A 16,790-nucleotide genomic window follows, 5' to 3' on the forward strand; every position below is an offset into this window, starting at 1 on the left:
ATTTTTTGTATTGTTGTATTGGGTCCAAAATTATTGCTGTGGTTAGGTTTCTCCTCCGCACAACAATTAACGCTGCCATGGTACTGGCAAACGTTATTGGTGATGGGCCTGACAACTTTACTATGGATCACGGTTGCCTTGTTGACTAAACCGGATCCTGACCCCTTGCTAAACAGCTTTTACCAAAGAGCTAAGCCACTGGGCTTTTGGAAGCCTTTCCGGACACTGAACAAAAATGTTTTATTAAAGAAACCGGAATTACAGCCCATATTCAGGGGGATAGGTATCGCCGTTATTGGTTTTGCCGCAACCTGTCTACTCATTTTCGGCCTTACTGAAGCCTGGTTTGGCCGTTATGACTGGGCAACGGCTGAGCTGATCAGTGCTGTGATGCTATTTGTCATCTTCAAAAAAACATCAGCAGCTTACCTGGATTTTCTTTCCGAAAGATTGGAAAGTGATCCTCAAAATATGAATCAAAACACATAAATAAAATAATGCTATGAAAGTAAAGAAAGAACTTCCTACAGATGGGAAACACGTATTATACCTTGGTGATTGGGTTTTTCACGTCGGACCAATGTTTATTGAAACACCTTTTGGTACTGAGACAAAAGATGCCGACCTCCATTTTTATGGTGAACGCGTGGTTGAAGCCTTTGAACATATCACAGAAGTAACCAGTTTAGCCAATTGGGAATTGTATCGTTTGGCCCCCGGAAAATTAGAAGAATATTTGGCACATTCTGAATGCCTCGTGATTAGTGATGTGGAAGCCAAATGTTTTCACCTTTATCCGAGCTTCTTTGACCGTTCACGTCGTGAAAATAAAGTAGTGACCTTTCCCGACCGGTTAAACATTATCAAAGAGTGGGTAGCTAATGGGGGTGGATTGATGATGCTGGGAGGATGGTTGTCCTTTAGCGGTGTACAGGCCAAATCCGCATGGGGAAGAAGCCTACTTAACACTGTATTGCCGGTCGATTGCCTGTTGGTTGAAGATTTGGTAGAATCCTCTGCCGGGTTTACTGCTGAAGTTGTTAATGCTGATCATCCGGCAATAAAAGGCTTGCCATGGGATAAGTTTCCTCCGATTTTTGGGTATAATGAGGTATCCGCCAAACCAAATGCCGAGGTATTGGTGAGGGTTAGGGAAACCGGTCACCCGCTGGTAGTTGCAGGAGAATATGGAAAAGGCCGTTTATTTACGTATATGTCAGATCCGGCTCCTCACTGGGGTATCAATTTTGAATTATGGGAAGGTTATGATGCCTTCTGGCAACAGGCCTTGAACTGGGTAAAAAAGCAAAAATAAATCATATGAGTAAAGAGCTGTTATTTGCGGGTGCTACCGTTGTTGACATTACTCCACCTCTTGAGGTAGGATTACTAACTTCTTCCGTAAAGGGATCTTATGAGCCTTTTGAATCCATTAGAACGCCTTTAAAAGCAAGAGTACTGGTTATGAAAAATAGCGGAGAAATGATTGCTGTAGTTTGCCTGGATCTTCTGGCATTAAATGATACCTCAGTTGGCGGATGGGACAATTTTAAAAGCAGAATAGGTGGTGTGATTTCTGCAGATAAAGTAATCTTGACCTGTACCCACACGCACAATGCCCCGGAATCTGTTGCCTTATCTGATTTATACCTGACAGCTGTTTACAGGGATTGGCTAACAAATGTCCAGTACAAAATTAAAGGAGCAATAGACGCGGCTATATCAATGCTAAAGCCATGCAGGGTATTTATTGGCTTAGATACCCTGGCTGGATACAATATGCAGCGACGCATTCCTACCCCGGATGGCGTTATCATGTCAGATTCTATCCAGCCTATTGCTCCTGAATTATTAGAAAGAGAGCCCGTASRCWMWWSMRWTCWYAGTNAKCNCGTTTCAAAGATCAATTTGATAGGGTAATTGCCACGCTGGTGCACGCTGTTTGTCATCCTGTTCATGAAATGTGTATGCCTCACATGTCAGCCGAGTTTCCGGGAGAAGTATGCATTGCCCTGGAGGCATCGCCGCGTAATGGAGTGGCAATATTTTTAAATGGGGCTGCCGGAGATATCAATCCTCCGACGGTTTCCTGCGGACCGGAATATGCGATAAAACATGGAAAGGCAATTGTCAAAGTAGTAGAAAAGAGTGATCCGGTAATGATATCCGATCAGACCTTCTCTTTTTTGAATCGTACCAGGCAATTCAACATCAGGCCAGGAAGTAACATGGCCAACCCAAATGATGCTATTGGCAGATTAAATGCTATATGCCTCGGCTCAGTGGCCATTCTATTTTTACCGGGGGAGCCTTTTACAGAAACCGCCTGGACAATCGAACAAAATTCACCTTTTGAACAAACTATAGTAGTGGCCTACGCAGAAAATAACATTGGATATATCCCTACACTTTTGGCCGCGCAGCAAGGTGGATATGAAGCCGGGCCAGGTAAATGGTCATTTTTAGAACCTGGAGCAGATGGCTTATTGATAGAAGAAGCCCTGCTGTTACTAAAAGAACTTTATAATAATTGAGCATAAATTTTCTTTCATCCGAAAAACAAAAAACTACTCAAATGAAACTAAAGAATATTTTAAAATCTGCCTGTTTACTTCTGATATTGCTAATCCATTTCCAGGGTAAAGGCTCAACTAAAAGCAGTAACCTGTTTTTTTACGGGAATATAAAGAATGATCTATACCTGTTGCTGAAAACAGAGGGATATATCCTTAAAAGATTTAATACTCCTGCTGCTGCGGTTAAAGCCGCTTCCAACGGGGCGGGGGTGCTAATCATTGCGGATAACTATCCACAGATAGATCCTGCAAACCACATTACAGCTAAAATTTTAAGTGAAGCAAAGCAAAAAGGGCTAAAACTTTATGTGGAGTATCCCACATCTTTTCCAGGAATAGATATTCCTTCAGAAGCATTGGAGACCAACCTGGAAAGAGGCGTCATTACCCAGGAGGTATTTGATGCTCCGCTTAAAAAGATGAGTTTAGTGGGTATTCATAATTGTCATGTATTGCCAATACAGGTTAAAGATCCTTTGATGGTCCTGGCAAAGGTCGTTGGCTTCGATAAAGCGGAATACGGTCTGGAAAATACAAAAACCTATCCATTGCTTTTTAAGTACAATAACAATATATTGGTAAGCATGACTGGCCTGAGTAGCTTTGAAAAGGGGCGCTACGGTCCAACAGATGCAATACAAAGTGTGTTGAAATTCATCATTTCACATTTAACTTCCCGTTCGGAAGTAACCATAAAACACTGGCATCAAGATGTTAAACCGATGTTTGAAAGAGCGGAAAGTTTATCTGCCGGGGCCCGTTTAAACAGCATTAAAAAAGGTACAGATTGGTTTTATAAAGGAAGGTTTTTCCCGGATAAAAGCTGGACATCAGAAGTGTCAAAATATGGGAGCGACGGTACAAAGCCGACTGGTCCTCCTATAGCTCAGTCGAGAATTAATGGTGATGGGAAATTGGGCGTTCTGGAGGGACATATCTCCACGATTTCTTACAAAGGTGATCAGGGTTATCGCTATTGGATGCGGGCGGACGTACAGGGAGAGGTGGCAATGACTTTGGCGGCTGCCGGAAGGCTTTTCAATAATCAGGATTATAAGGATCAATCTGCAAACCTGATGGAATATGTTTTTAAAAATTCGAACCTGCGCCAGGGACCAAAAAATAATCCTGCAAGTGCTGCCTATGGATTAATTGGTTGGGCCACCACTAATGCCGGTACTTTTTATGGTGATGACAATTCCCGTGCAATTCTGGGAATGATAGCTGCATCGGCTTACTTGAAAACAGATAAATGGGATAAGGAACTAACCGAGGCTATTATGGGTAACTTCAGAACCACTGGTATAAAAGGATTTAGAACGGATCGTCTTGAGGAAGCGGATATCATCAAAAATGGATGGCCCTATTACTGGAACAGGGATGTGGTTAACATATCACCACATTTTGAATCGTGGATGTGGGCATGTTACTTATGGTTATATAACAAAACTGGTTACGCACCATTACTTGAACGGACTAAGAAAGCAATCAAAATTACGATGGATGCCTATCCTGAAAAATGGCTTTGGGGGAGTAGTATGCAAACCCAAAGGGCCAGGATGATCCTTCCGCTAGCCTGGCTGGTCAGAATAGAAAATACCGAGGAGCACAGGCAATGGCTGGATAAAATGATCAACGAAATTTTGAAATATCAGGATGAAAGCGGAGCGATCCGTGAAGAACTTGGAAAAGGAAAAGGAATGTTCAAGGCCTTAAATAAAAATGAAGACTATGGGACTGATGAAGGTTCACTTATATTCAGGAATGGTGAAAAAGTATCCTGCATGCTGTATACCTGCAATTTTGCCCTTTTTAGCCTTAATGAAGCTGCTGCAGCTACCGGCAATACAAAATATAAGGAAGCTACCGACAAGCTTTCGGACTTTTTGACCCGCATTCAGGTACAAAGTAAAGTACACCCTGATCTGGATGGCGCCTGGTTAAGAGGCTTTGACTATGGACGCTGGGATTATTGGGCATCTAACTCAGATGCAGGTTGGGGAGCCTGGTGCACCTTAACGGGTTGGATCCAAAGCTGGATTGTTACTACTCAGACTCAGATTGAACAAAAGGAAAGTTTCTGGAAGGTAACTGCAGCTTCGAAAATTAATGAGGTGGCAAAACCAACTATACGCACCATGATGAAAGAAGCAGATAAATAATACTTAAAGCTAATCTGACATGAAATTTAAAATATATTTCCTGCTGGTACCTTTTCTGTTTTCAGGGAGTATTATGGCACAGCGCTTTAACAATGACCTGTCGGCATTGTCGCTTATTCAAGATGGTGTAAAAACCAAACGCGTGAGCAGTTATGACAGGAGCGGGGACAATCATGACAATCTGCAGAACATAAAAAGCGGAGAAAAGCGTACTATCTTTGATGTGAAAGGCATTGGAATGATCAACCATATCTGGATCACCATGGGACCGGAACCCAATGTGTTAAGCCGGAACGATGTGATCCTAAAAATGTATTGGGATGGAAATGATCGTCCCTCAGTCGAATCACCAATAGGGCCTTTTTTTGGACAGGGATGGAATGAATCCTACCTTTTTACCTCAGCAGCATTGGCCGCTACTCCATCAAATGGAAATGGTTTGGTTAGTTATTTTGCCATGCCTTTTTCAAAGGGAGCAAGAATTGAGATTGAGAACCAGTCAGGCAAAGACATCAGGTCGCTGTACTTCTATGTAGACTACGTGGAAATGAAAAGCCTTCCCGCTAATGCCGGCAGATTTCATGCCTGGTATAATACGGAACTAACTGGTCCTGCCGATAGTGTTGAAAATGAACACTGGATGTTTGGACCCGGAATTCCAAACACAACCGGCAAGGACAATTACATCATTGCCGATATAAAGGGGAAAGGGCATTTTGTGGGTGTAAATTACTATGTTCATTCGCCTACCCCATATTGGTATGGAGAGGGTGATGACATGATATTTATTGACGGTGATGAACATCCCGCTCTAATTGGTACGGGTACGGAAGATTACTTCAATACTTCCTGGGGCGCTCCAAAAACACCTTATTCAACGCCTTATTTTGGTTATCCAAAGGTTAATGATGATATCGGTTTTCTTGGAAAAACCCATATATACAGATTTAACATTGCAGATCCGATCTATTTTGAAAAATCAATGAAATTCACGATAGAACATGGAAGTATGAATGTGCTCACCCTTGATCTTGCCAGCGTGGCGTATTGGTACCAGGATAAGGCCGTCGGCGTTCCGGCAATTCCAGATGCGGCGGCCAGAAAACCTATGCCAATGATTGGTCCCGCAGAAATTCACAGATGGCGCAACGAATGGCGCAAAAACAAAGGAAATGGGTCCAAGGTTTGGGGGAATTAGAAAATCAGTAAAAAAATCATAATCATATTAAATGGCCAGGTATATAAAAAAGGGAAAGAGTGAAGATGAAATTAATGAAGCAGATTCACGCGTTAGCAAAACAGTAGAAAGAATAATTAAGGATATAGCGTTAAATGGAGATAAGGCTATTAGGGAGTATTCTGCCTCATTTGACAATTGGGTACCAGAATCTTTCAGACTTACCGCCATCCAAATTCAGGAAATTCTTGACCATACTCCTGATCAGGTTATCGCAGATATTCAATTTGCGCAGAAACAAATTAAGTTTTTTGCAGAACAGCAAAGGGCATCAATTACGGATATAGAAGTGGAAACATTGCCTGGCGTGTTTTTAGGACATAAGAATATTCCCATAAATAGCGTGGGCTGCTATATTCCGGGTGGAAGGTATCCAATGGTGGCCTCAGCACATATGAGCGTCATTACTGCAAAGGTTGCCGGAGTACAACGCATTATTGCTTTTACGCCACCAATTAATGGTAAAATACCCGAAGCTACAGTATGTGCCATGCATTTAGCTGGTGCGGATGAAATTTATATTCTTGGTGGTGTACAGGCCCTATGTGCGATGGCCATTGGAACAAGTTCCATAAGGCCTGTTGATCTTATTGTAGGGCCTGGAAATGCTTATGTGGCTGAGGCGAAGAAACAATTGTTTGGTCGTGTGGGAATAGATCTGTTTGCCGGCCCTACCGAAATACTTGTCATTGCAGACGAAACTGCGGATGCAGAAATGGTCGCATGTGATCTTTTGGGGCAGGCGGAACATGGCCCTACTTCGCCGGCAGCATTAATTACAACTTCCGAAAAACTGGCTAAAGAGACTTTAATGGAAATTGAACGTCAGCTTACGGTATTGCCTACGGCAGATATTGCAGGTGCTGCGTGGAGGGATTATGGATCCATTATTTTGGTGGCTGATGAACAAGAAGCTGTTTTAGTGGCGGATGCTTTGGCTTACGAGCATGTGGAGGTACTTACCCGTCGGCCACAGTATTTTCTGGATCATATGACCAATTACGGCGCGTTATTTTTGGGGCCCGAAACCAATGTTGCTTATGGTGACAAGGTTATTGGCACAAATCATACGCTACCTACTATGAAAGCAGCCAGATATACCGGCGGATTATGGGTCGGTAAGTTCCTTAAAAATTGTACCTATCAACGATGTACGCCACAGGCAAGTGTTGTAATAGGTGAGTATGCCATGCGGTTATGCGAACTGGAAGGTTTTGCAGGACATAAAGCTCAGGCTCAACTTAGGGTAAATCGTTATCATAAGATCCCAGATGAAAAGTAAACGAACATCTAAACAAATAAAGATCTTATCACTTACAGCTTGTGTGCTGATCTTTGCTGTTCTTCCCACTTTCGGCAATATGCGTTTGCCAGGAATTATAGGCAGTAATATGATATTGCAGCAAAAAAGTGAAGTGAAACTTTGGGGCTGGGCAGATCCTTATGAGAAGATTTCCATAACCACCTCATGGAACGGTAAATCTTATCAGGTTGTTGGAGACAGGGATGCAAAGTGGGCAATCACTGTGCCTGGTTCAGCTGCTGGTGGGCCTTACACTATTGTTTTTAAGGGAAATAACCTGATTACACTTACCAACATATTAATGGGAGAGGTATGGGTTTGTTCCGGTCAGAGTAACATGGAAATGAATGGCAACTGGGGATTAAAAGACATTATCGAAGAACTGCCGCAGGCCTATAATAACAATATACGGTTCTTTTATATTCCTAAGAAGGCAGCAAAATATCCTCAGGATGATGTCGAAGGCAGCTGGGTAGTCTGCGATAGCAACACGTTAAAATCATTCAGTGCTGTTGGATATTTCTTTGGTAAAAAGTTAAATGAAAAGCTCAATGTCCCAATTGGCTTGATAGGGGCAAGCTGGGGAGGCTCTGCTGCGGAAGTATGGACGCCGGATAGTTTAATAAATGCAGATGCCGTTTTAAAATCAGCCGCCTCCAGGATACAGCCAAGTGGCATGGTCCCATACCATCCGGGTTATGCGTATAACGCGATGATCTCACCCCTAACGAATTATTCAATTGCCGGAACAATTTGGTACCAGGGGGAGAATAATACAGAAACTGCGGGTACCTACAGCAGACTATTTGCCACGATGGTATATGCATGGCGTAAGGCTTGGCGAAAGGACTTCCCGTTTTACTACGTACAGATTGCGCCTTTCCGCTATAAAAAGAAAAATTCCGGTGCACTTTTACGCGAAGCACAATTGCAGAGTATGGCTGTTCCCAATACCGGTATGGTGGCTACAACAGATCTAGTTACGGATGTCAATAATGTGCATCCTGAAAACAAACACGATGTAGGATGGAGACTGGCAAACTGGGCATTGGCAGAGACCTATGGACAAAAAATGCAGGCATATAAAAGTCCGGTTTATGAACGGGTCAGCTTTGATAAAAACAAAGTGCTCTTAACCATATCCAATGCATCGAGAGGAATGTTTGTGAAAGGGAATAAGATTAACGATTTAGAGATTGCGGGTAAAGACAGCATATTTTATGCGGCCAAGGCAATTTTAAAGCATAATAAAATAATCGCCTGGAGTGATTCGGTCAGACATCCTATAGCCCTGCGATATGCTTTTCATGACACCTCGATTGGCAATGTTTTTAACCAGGAAAGACTGCCCCTGATTCCATTCAGAACCGATAAATGGTCCATAACTACACCATAAAACTGATGCTCATATGAAAAATATCCTCTCAGCATGTCTTCTTGTAAGCTTAACGGTAATGTCCTTGAGCCTGAATGCACAAAAGGCTATTCCAATACCGGTAGGTTTAGATGCCTATCGCAAATGGGATCAGCTTTCACTTCAGCGCATAGGGGTAAGGGCGTATATGCGCAGTACGTATGATCGTACTGGCGGGGGCGCCGACGCGTCACATTTTCTGTTCATGAATAAAGAAGATGAGAATGTGACCCTCAGCGTAAAAGGGAAAGGTATCCTTTATTTCTTTCGCAGTAATCATTGGCATGGCAGCCCCTGGCATTTTAAGATAGATGGTGTCGATAATGTGGTAAAAGAAACGGCAACAGCTGATCCGGTAAATGCAATTAAAACGCTGAAAGAAACTGCTTTTATTCCAGATACTGCATTTCCCAAGCCGCTGGCATGGACCTGGGGTGCTACCAAAGGTGCCGATCTGATCTGGGTACCGATGGCTTTTCAGGATTCGATGAATATTGCGTATTCCCGTACTTTTTATGGTACCGGCTATTATATTTATCATCTTTATGCCAATGAGCAAAATCTTTCTCAGCCCATCAGCTCATGGAATGTAAATAAAATGCCAGATCAGGATGTGGTCGATCTGGTTAACCTTTCAGGCCAGGATATTGCACCAAAAAATATCAATATAAAACAAGGTCAGTTAAAATTGAATCAGAAGAATATCACCCTGGCCACTATTAAAGATCCCTTATCTCTGGTTCGTGCGATTAAGTTTACTTTACCGCTTAGTAAAGCGATCGATCTGGAGCGCATTCACTTAAAAATAACCTGGGATGGTGCAGCATATCCATCTGTTGATGCACCCCTATGTCTTTTTTTTGGAGCGGGTACATTCTTTAACCGGGAGAAAAAGGAATTTCTGGTCAAAGGGCTTCCCATAAACATTCGTTATGATTATGTAAATAACAAAGTAGAGCTTGGCTGTTATTATCCTATGCCCTTCTTTAAAACAGCCAAATTTGAACTGAGTGGCATAACCCCTGAAGATTCAGAGATAAGTTATGAACTGCGTTATGAAAAGCTGAAAACAGCCAGCAACAGAAATGCTTATTTTCATGCCACCTATAAGGATATGCCTAAACCGGATTTGGGCAAAGATATGACCTGGTTAGATACTAAGGGAATAGAAGGGCATCAGCAGTGGTCCGGAAGTTTCCTCGGAACATCGTTTATATTTTCTCACAATGCCAACCTGAATACACTGGAAGGTGATCCTAGATTCTTTTTTGACGACAGCAAAACTCCCCAGGCCTATGGTACAGGAACAGAGGAATGGGCCGGAGGGGGCGATTATTGGGGTGGAGAAAACATGACACTCCCACTTGCCGGTCATCCTTGTGGATCTACTGAGAAAAAAACAGCGGTAAATGATAAAGATCTTATTCAATCCGCATATCGGTTCCTGGTTGCTGATCTGATGCCATTTGGAAACCGGGCTGTTATAAATTTTGAGCATAGCGAAAACGTTTCCCAGGAGCATTACGAATCAGTCTCTTATTGGTACGGAATGCCCTGGCCATCATTAATTAAAACAGATTCAATTGACGTTGGCAAGCAGGATGATGAACTGCGCCATGCTTATTATTCGCCTGAGGCGTCAGAAGTAGAAACCATCCGATCCAGGTATGAATGGGGGCCGGATAAGTTTCCTTCCGGGGCATGGGGTCTGGATCTGCCTAAAAGAATTGCTGGTTATAAAGAACTGATCGGTAAAGAAATCTATCCTGCCCATGAAGAAGATGGACGGCATACATCCGGTATTTCTGAGTTTACAGTGAGTATCAGTCCAAATAACCTGGGTGCGCTATTACGGAGAACCCTGGATTATAGTTATCCCAATCAGACTGCAGAAGTTTATATCGCTAAAAAAACATCCGTTGGAAAGGTTAAAGAAATAGATTGGCAGAAAGCGGGGATATGGTATTTAGCTGGATCGAATACCTGTATGTTTTCCAGACCAGCAGGCGAATCAGCAAAAAGAGTGTATCAGGTGGAAACATCAAACAGACGCTTTAGAGATGATGAGTTTCTGATTCCCGCTAAATTAACCAGAGGCTTATCTAAATTAAGGGTAAGGATTAAATTTATCCCTGTAGTTCAGCAACTCTATCCGGGAAAGGATTTTCCAAAACCGAGTGCTTGGAGCGAATTGAAATATGGCGTGTATAGTTACGTACTACCACAATTAAAACCTGTAAAATAATCAACCACTTGTTTAAATATTGATGTGAAAAAAATAGGAATGATGTTGCTGACAACTGCTGCTGTATTTTGTCAGCCTGCCATCGCGCAACAGAAAAAATCTTACGAAACCCCGCATATAAAAGGAAGTTTTGTCCACGTTTTTAATCCAAATGACACGCGGTCAAAAGAGGATACCACCTGGTATACAAATGATCACTCCTTTGTAAAGGGAGACGATGGTATCTGGCATGCATATGGCATCATCGGGCATCATCCTATCAGGCCCTGGGGAGGGGAAACTAAATTTTTTCACATCACTGCCGATTCTCTGAAACAACAAAAGTGGGAAGATAAAGGATATGCCATGTCTGTACAGGAAGGTAAGGAGCGTGTATTGTGGGCACCTCACGTTATAAAAGATAAGAACGCCTTTTTTATGTTTTATAATATTGGCAATATGCAAAAAAATGCTCCTAACTATGCCTCATGGGGCCAGTTATGTATGGCAAAAAGCGATAATCTGGAAGATTGGGATCGCTATCCGCTTAACCCGCTTTTTAGTGATCCCGGGCATGCGCGTGATTCGTATATCATGAGATATAAAAATAAATACTATTATTACTACACCAGAACCTATAACGAGGTCGATCACCGATCAGTCGTTGCAGTAAGGACAGGGCCAGATCTTTTTCACTGGAGCGGTCCGAGAATTGTGCATGTCCAACCTTATGTGGTAGATTGGGGAGGTGATGCGGAGAGCCCTTTTGTTGTGCATAGAAACGGGATTTTTTATCTTTTTATATGCCGGGCAATGACCAAATACAACCAGACAGATGTATACTGGTCTAAAGACCCTGAAAATTTTCCTGAAAAGAACCTGGTTTGTTCGCTTCCTCTACACGCTGCTGAAATTATTTACGATAAAAAAGAAGGATGGTTTATCTCCAATACAGGTTGGGATAAAAGGGGCTTGTTCCTCGCCCCATTGGAATGGAAATAGCTGCATTCAAAAATTAATGCACATCACGAATTTTGTCGCGTTCTGCACCTATTATTGTCTGTTTTGCACCCCTAGATAGAATGAACTAAGCAATAGCTTTGTATTGAACAATATCGATAAACTGGAATTATGATACTTCAAAATAAAAATGCGATTGTTTATGGGGCAAGTTCTTCTCTGGGAGGAGCCGTTGCTCAATCTCTGGCAGCTGCCGGCGCTACCGTTTTTGTAACCAACAAAAATTTATTAATTGCCCAGCAGGTTGCTGAAAAAATTATTGCAGCAGGCGGTAAAGCTCATGCTGGTATTGTTGACGCAATGGACGAGGATTCTATCAGAAAACACATTGAATTCGTTAATAATAAAGTCGGTACTGTTGATATATCTTTCAATTTAATAGGAATTAAAAATGTCCAGAATATTCCACTAATCGAGATGTCACTGAAAGATTTATTTCACCTGTCCATGATGCTATGCATACTCAATTCCTGACCATGACAGCGGCGGGTAGAATTATGAAAAATCAACAATCTGGAGTAATACTTTCTTTAACGGCAACTCCAGGTGGCATTGGATATGCAATGGTTGGTGGTTTTGGTCCGGTATGTTGTGCAATAGAGAGCCTTTCTAGGGACCTGGCAGCAGAACTTGGCTCATTTGGCGTCAGGGTTGTTAATATCAGATCGGCTGGTTCTCCGGATTCACGTCCATTTAAAGAATTTATAGCTACTGGAAGTGACGACGCCAACTCTTTCTTGCAAAAAATTGTGGACGATACAATGCTCAATCAATTGCCATTGATGCAGGATATTGCAAATACTGCTGTTTTTTTAGGATCAGATATGGCTGGGAAAATAACAGGCGTAACAATAGATGTTACTGCAGGAACAACAGCTGCAATTAACTACAAAAGTACAAAACCAGCTTTTCTTAGTGGCAATTGAACGCACAACAGAAAAAAAAATCTTCTAAAAATGATGGAAGGTCTTTAAGCCCCGGGAATAGTTTTACTAAGCAGCAGGTCGTCAATTCGCTTGTTCCAATTTTGCTGAGCCATCCTGTTGGTGCCATGGGCGGTCCCTGTGTCGTAATCTTTCTGTAGCTTGTTCATCTCCCTATAGGAATCCAGGTATTGCATATTGATGAAGGCTTCATACGTGTCGGGGGTAAGTTTTGCTGAGCCGATCTTTTTCCTGAATTGTTCAGTTACGATTTTGGCAATATCAAAATGTCTTTGCTCATGGTTCAGCATGTAATCATCTTTGTAAGGCCCACTCAGCCAGCAATCACTTTTAGCCAGATAGGTCTTTAAGATAATGGTTACCTGAATCACTCCTTTTGCAATCTCCTCATGTTGATCATAACCGATATTGGGCATCACCATTGCTGCATATTTGTTGGACATTTTTCTGGTCGATTGGAAGTCGGGCCAGGTTAGGGGTCTGTTGGTAGCATAGTAAATGGTATCACCTTCGGTTTGCTCCTTATAGTACTCAAAACTAACCTTTACCTTACTTGCAAGGATTCTGTTCGTATGGATATTGTTGTTCATCCAGGTGTTAAAGTATTCCAATGCAGATTTACCAAGGTGCTTTAAGTTTTTGTCAATTACCGAAGTATTAGAAGCAGGTCCGGAATAGCGCATGCCTCCACTGTAATTCATAAGGTGTTTTTTCTCATCTTCTTCCTTTAAACTGAATGACAGTTGCATCTTGATCTGTCCCTCTACCACGCCGGTTTTAGTCGTTGTTTCCCGTATGGTGAGTTCTTTGATCTCGACTACGACAGGTTTTAGGGAAAGGTCTTTTGACAGGTTATTTTTAATAAACCTGATCAAAATAGCGGTTTCCATATCCTTACCTGCCCCTTGATCTAGAATTTCAGTAACATAAAATGTCGTAGGTTTAAATAATAGCGGTTCTTGTGCCGTCTGTTGGACACTTTTAAACGAAGTGAATGGCAGGCAGATTAAAACAATGAAAAGCAAGAAAAAGTATTTCCTTAGCAGATGCATCTTATTTAAAGACAATGTGTTATTGTAAAGATAAGAGATTTTGGAGTATTTGAGTTTTCAGATAACTGCCAACGTCAGTTTTTGACTTTTTAAAGACCTTGGCAGGTTGTCGAAACAATTTCCGCTGCCAATCGGTTATCACTAGGCTTTCCACACGGTGGTGGCCGATTTAATAATGATATTATGAAAAACAACGATCAATTTGCTGCACAAGAAGCCCAGATATTATGGACAATTAATAAACGACTTGAAGCGATTAGACAAAAGAACCTGGAACAGACTTTATCTTTTTATGCGCACAACATTGTTTCATTCGATGTGGTCGGCCCGCTTCAGCTTTCGGGGCTGGACGGGATCAGCACACGCCTGGAAAACTGGTTTTCCTCGTTTGCTGAAGGCCCCATTGGTTTTGAAATCGCTGAGCCCTTTCTTCTGGTGCGCGAGGATGTTGCTTTCTGTTATAATTTGAACCATGTATTTGCCGCTAAGAGGGATGGGAAAATACTGGATATGTTCTGGCGGGAGACGACCTGTTACCAGAAACTTAACGGAAAATGGCTGATCGTTCATGCCCACAATTCAGTGCCTTTTGATATCGAATCCGGGCTGGCCTCAGTAGGTTTAAAGCCTTCGGCACATGGCTGAAAACCGTAGTTTCTGGAACATCAGATCACTTATTGTCCCAGACAACATCAACCCCGAAGAAAATAAAAAGGTGTTCTGATCAGAACACCTTTTTATGAATTAACGCGCTTCGCGTTTACGCTGATTGTCTTTATTTGAAGTCTGGTCTGACCGCTGACCCCCGCCATTGGTAATTCCCTGTTGTTTTTTATCGTCCTTAGCATTGTGGTACATGCGATCTGAGGTGGGCTTTCCCTGTTCTGAACTGGTATGCCTTGTATCTTGTTTATTCTTCATTGTTTTGAATTTAGGTTCATAAATTAAGCCGGCGCATTATTCGTTCAATTTTATAATGATCGCGCTCTGGAATTGTTTTAATAGTTTGAGTAAATAACAACCATGGCTGAGCACAACAAGATCATTGTAGAAAAAGCTAATGCCGTAGTAACTGCACTGAAAAAAAAANGATTAAAAATTATGTAACTTCAAAATTACTCTTTATATTTGGGTAACTTACAGGTTACGTATTATGGAAAATCACATTAAGCACAACTGGTACTTTAAGCACCCTCCAATGGTTGTGTGGGAATACCTCACTGATTCGGAGTTACTCGGACAGTGGTTGTTGCCAACTGAATTCAAACTGGAGATTGGTCACAAATTCATTTTTGGTGCAAAGCCTATCCGCCGTTTCAGTTTTGATGGTAGGATTTATTGCCAGGTTCTGGATTTCGAGCCATTGAAGATGCTCAAGTATTCCTGGCGTGGGGGCGACGGCGATGATGTAAAGCTGGATTCAGTAGTAACCTGGACGCTGGAGCCTAAGGACGAGGGCACCGAGTTGACTTTACTACATYMTRRYWWTMAANGNYYAWKMRMKWAKCTGNYCTTANNTCTGGTGATGGGCAAAGGCTGGTTGAAAATCGCTAAACGTTTGGTAAAAAAAATGGAGGAGGCACATGAAACAACCTAATTTAGATGTTTTTCAGGTAATTGCTGATGGCAGCAGACGGGAGATTTTACACTTGCTAACCGCCGAAAGCTTGACCATCAATGCAATAGCAGGGAAATTTGAGATCAGCAGACCGGCGATCTCAAAGCATATTAAAATTCTTGAACATGCAGGTTTTCTAACCATTGAAGACCGGGGCAGGGAAAGGTTCTGTTTGCTCAGTCAACAGGGTTTTTATCAGCTTCGCGAATGGCTTGATTATTATGATAATTTCTGGAAGCAGAAGCTTGGTAAGCTAGAAATGCTGATGGATGCATCAGGGCACAAAAAGAACTAATTCACATTGCGCTCAGCGTTCAGGACCTCAAAACTCCGATACTGAGCCATTTCCGCAGAATGGTGTACAATAAGTTTTAAATTCATACTGTCAATTAATGCTTTGGCCAGTTCTATGCTGCGATGTATGTCGTTAATACCCCTGATCTCAATACCTCTTGTCAGCATTTTGAATTTGTTGGGCTCAAATTTGGTAATGAATTTTTTTAGGTCTGTGCTTACTTTAATTTCTGTGTTTTTCATGGCTTTAATTTAAAATGGTATAAATGCTAGCTGCTGTTTTTCTTTAGCAAAGATAGGTTATTTTTTTCATAAAACTAAAAATATTAGTATTTTGTTTTGAAAAGTGTTAACTTTGTTACGACCTAAGTTTTTACATCATGAGAGAAGTTGAAAGGTTCAAAAGGGAAACTGCACAGACGCTGATATCCCTAATTGAAAAAAATGAAGAATTAAGGGCTACGGAGCATAAACGATCGGGGGACAAATGATTGAATTGGATTTTTTTCCGGATGGGGTTAATGGTGTGGTTTACCAGGTGCTGCAATTTCGTGTTGGGGAATCCTGGCGTGTTGTTTACGCTGGTGAGCTGATTTGCTGCATGGAAAAGCTAGAAGGTCTGTGGTATGCCAAAGGAAAGATAATCCTTTCACAAGAGCTGATTAAAGGTATTGGACGTTTGATTGATACCCAGCATTTTAACCTTTTGCCGATAGAACTTAAACAACATTGGCAGGCATATGTTCGGGAGGCGATAGCTCAGGGAGATAACCAATACCTCGTCGTTTGTAAGGATGGGATTGATTTTGACCGTTTTGAAAAGTTGTTCAGGGCTTATATCATGAACCTGGTTAGAGATCCATGGGAGATTCGTTTCAGGGTATACAATGCCATAATGTCTGAAGATTTTGAGGTTGTTGTAAAAGGGTCGGTATTTGCATGTTGA

17 protein-coding genes and 1 pseudogene are annotated in these 16,790 nt (G+C 41.9%); 15 read left to right on the top strand and 3 right to left on the bottom strand.

Annotated elements, in window-relative coordinates; genetic code table 11:
* From N824_RS08645 to N824_RS35420, 11 genes are all read left to right on the top strand, one after another.
* Positions 1-489: hypothetical protein (locus N824_RS08645; RefSeq protein ID WP_048904760.1), on the top strand; the 489-nt coding region annotated here is incomplete at its 5' end.
* A gap of 13 nt (positions 490-502) precedes the next feature.
* A complete protein-coding gene (locus tag N824_RS08650; protein WP_084498245.1) occupies positions 503-1,315 on the top strand; it encodes a glutamine amidotransferase in 813 nt (270 codons plus the stop codon).
* Positions 1,316-1,967: 652 nt separating this feature from the next.
* Positions 1,968-2,534: a hypothetical protein gene (locus N824_RS08660; protein WP_152542080.1), complete on the top strand. Its 567-nt coding sequence runs from the start codon at positions 1,968-1,970 to the stop codon at positions 2,532-2,534.
* 41 nt (positions 2,535-2,575) lie between these two features.
* Positions 2,576-4,738, top strand: a complete 2,163-nt coding sequence (locus tag N824_RS08665; protein ID WP_200869845.1) for a hypothetical protein — start codon at positions 2,576-2,578, stop codon at positions 4,736-4,738.
* 19 nt (positions 4,739-4,757) lie between these two features.
* Positions 4,758-5,936 (top strand): glycoside hydrolase family 172 protein, encoded by a 1,179-nt coding sequence (locus N824_RS08670; protein ID WP_048904764.1) that lies wholly within the window; start codon positions 4,758-4,760, stop codon positions 5,934-5,936.
* Positions 5,937-5,967: 31 nt separating this feature from the next.
* Positions 5,968-7,257 (top strand): histidinol dehydrogenase, encoded by a 1,290-nt coding sequence (gene hisD / locus N824_RS08675; RefSeq protein WP_048904765.1) that lies wholly within the window; start codon positions 5,968-5,970, stop codon positions 7,255-7,257.
* On the top strand, positions 7,247-8,674 hold the full coding sequence (locus N824_RS08680) for a sialate O-acetylesterase (protein WP_048904766.1): 1,428 nt from the start codon (positions 7,247-7,249) through the stop codon (positions 8,672-8,674). Before hisD ends, N824_RS08680 begins: the two co-directional genes overlap by 11 nt.
* Before the next feature lie 13 nt (positions 8,675-8,687).
* A complete protein-coding gene (locus N824_RS08685) occupies positions 8,688-10,937 on the top strand; it encodes a DUF2961 domain-containing protein (RefSeq protein WP_084498246.1) in 2,250 nt (749 codons plus the stop codon).
* 24 nt (positions 10,938-10,961) lie between these two features.
* Positions 10,962-11,918, top strand: a complete 957-nt coding sequence (locus tag N824_RS08690) for a hypothetical protein (RefSeq protein ID WP_152542083.1) — start codon at positions 10,962-10,964, stop codon at positions 11,916-11,918.
* 129 nt (positions 11,919-12,047) lie between these two features.
* Positions 12,048-12,410, top strand: a complete 363-nt coding sequence (locus tag N824_RS35415; protein ID WP_052334091.1) for an SDR family NAD(P)-dependent oxidoreductase — start codon at positions 12,048-12,050, stop codon at positions 12,408-12,410.
* Between the two features lie 23 nt (positions 12,411-12,433).
* On the top strand, positions 12,434-12,862 hold the full coding sequence (locus N824_RS35420) for an SDR family oxidoreductase (protein ID WP_255327430.1): 429 nt from the start codon (positions 12,434-12,436) through the stop codon (positions 12,860-12,862).
* Between the two features lie 44 nt (positions 12,863-12,906).
* Here the strand turns inward: N824_RS35420 and N824_RS08700 are convergent, their stop codons facing one another.
* Positions 12,907-13,932 (bottom strand): hypothetical protein, encoded by a 1,026-nt coding sequence (locus tag N824_RS08700; RefSeq protein ID WP_048904769.1) that lies wholly within the window; start codon positions 13,930-13,932, stop codon positions 12,907-12,909.
* 183 nt (positions 13,933-14,115) lie between these two features.
* Here N824_RS08700 and N824_RS08705 point away from each other — a divergent pair, with 183 nt between their 5' ends.
* The gene (locus N824_RS08705) at positions 14,116-14,577 is read left to right on the top strand and encodes a nuclear transport factor 2 family protein (RefSeq protein WP_048904770.1); all 462 of its coding nucleotides are present in this window, start codon (positions 14,116-14,118) and stop codon (positions 14,575-14,577) included.
* Positions 14,578-14,676: 99 nt separating this feature from the next.
* Here N824_RS08705 and N824_RS32985 read toward each other — a convergent pair whose 3' ends face one another.
* Entirely contained in the window at positions 14,677-14,853 is a 177-nt protein-coding gene (locus tag N824_RS32985; RefSeq protein ID WP_200869846.1) for a hypothetical protein, read from the bottom strand.
* Between the two features lie 232 nt (positions 14,854-15,085).
* Between N824_RS32985 and N824_RS08710 the strand changes: the two are divergent.
* Both N824_RS08710 and N824_RS08715 read left to right on the top strand, forming a co-directional pair.
* Positions 15,086-15,529 (top strand): annotated as a pseudogene (locus N824_RS08710) (SRPBCC domain-containing protein).
* On the top strand, positions 15,516-15,845 hold the full coding sequence (locus N824_RS08715; RefSeq protein ID WP_048904772.1) for a helix-turn-helix transcriptional regulator: 330 nt from the start codon (positions 15,516-15,518) through the stop codon (positions 15,843-15,845). Before N824_RS08710 ends, N824_RS08715 begins: the two are co-directional and overlap by 14 nt.
* Here N824_RS08715 and N824_RS08720 read toward each other — a convergent pair.
* A complete protein-coding gene (locus N824_RS08720; RefSeq protein ID WP_048904773.1) occupies positions 15,842-16,087 on the bottom strand; it encodes a hypothetical protein in 246 nt (81 codons plus the stop codon). The two genes, N824_RS08715 and N824_RS08720, sit on opposite strands and share 4 nt — an antisense overlap.
* 244 nt (positions 16,088-16,331) lie before the next feature.
* Here N824_RS08720 and N824_RS08725 point away from each other — a divergent pair, with 244 nt between their 5' ends.
* Positions 16,332-16,790, top strand: a complete 459-nt coding sequence (locus N824_RS08725; RefSeq protein WP_048904774.1) for a hypothetical protein — start codon at positions 16,332-16,334, stop codon at positions 16,788-16,790.

It is taken from the genome of Pedobacter sp. V48 (assembly GCF_000523515.1).
Lineage (GTDB): Bacteria > Bacteroidota > Bacteroidia > Sphingobacteriales > Sphingobacteriaceae > Pedobacter.

Bases quoted from the DNA above. Each gene is read 5' to 3' on its own strand.
- N824_RS08650 (WP_084498245.1), top strand. From the start codon at position 503: ATGAAAGTAAAGAAAGAACTTCCTACAGATGGGAAACACGTATTATAC.
- N824_RS08660 (WP_152542080.1), top strand. From the start codon at position 1,968: ATGCCTCACATGTCAGCCGAGTTTCCGGGAGAAGTATGCATTGCCCTG.
- N824_RS08665 (WP_200869845.1), top strand. From the start codon at position 2,576: ATGAAACTAAAGAATATTTTAAAATCTGCCTGTTTACTTCTGATATTG.
- N824_RS08670 (WP_048904764.1), top strand. From the start codon at position 4,758: ATGAAATTTAAAATATATTTCCTGCTGGTACCTTTTCTGTTTTCAGGG.
- hisD (WP_048904765.1), top strand. From the start codon at position 5,968: ATGGCCAGGTATATAAAAAAGGGAAAGAGTGAAGATGAAATTAATGAA.
- N824_RS08680 (WP_048904766.1), top strand. From the start codon at position 7,247: ATGAAAAGTAAACGAACATCTAAACAAATAAAGATCTTATCACTTACA.
- N824_RS08685 (WP_084498246.1), top strand. From the start codon at position 8,688: ATGAAAAATATCCTCTCAGCATGTCTTCTTGTAAGCTTAACGGTAATG.
- N824_RS35415 (WP_052334091.1), top strand. From the start codon at position 12,048: ATGATACTTCAAAATAAAAATGCGATTGTTTATGGGGCAAGTTCTTCT.
- N824_RS35420 (WP_255327430.1), top strand. From the start codon at position 12,434: ATGAAAAATCAACAATCTGGAGTAATACTTTCTTTAACGGCAACTCCA.
- N824_RS08700 (WP_048904769.1), bottom strand. From the start codon at position 13,932: ATGCATCTGCTAAGGAAATACTTTTTCTTGCTTTTCATTGTTTTAATC.
- N824_RS08705 (WP_048904770.1), top strand. From the start codon at position 14,116: ATGAAAAACAACGATCAATTTGCTGCACAAGAAGCCCAGATATTATGG.
- N824_RS32985 (WP_200869846.1), bottom strand. From the start codon at position 14,853: ATGAAGAATAAACAAGATACAAGGCATACCAGTTCAGAACAGGGAAAG.
- N824_RS08715 (WP_048904772.1), top strand. From the start codon at position 15,516: ATGAAACAACCTAATTTAGATGTTTTTCAGGTAATTGCTGATGGCAGC.
- N824_RS08720 (WP_048904773.1), bottom strand. From the start codon at position 16,087: ATGAAAAACACAGAAATTAAAGTAAGCACAGACCTAAAAAAATTCATT.
- N824_RS08725 (WP_048904774.1), top strand. From the start codon at position 16,332: ATGATTGAATTGGATTTTTTTCCGGATGGGGTTAATGGTGTGGTTTAC.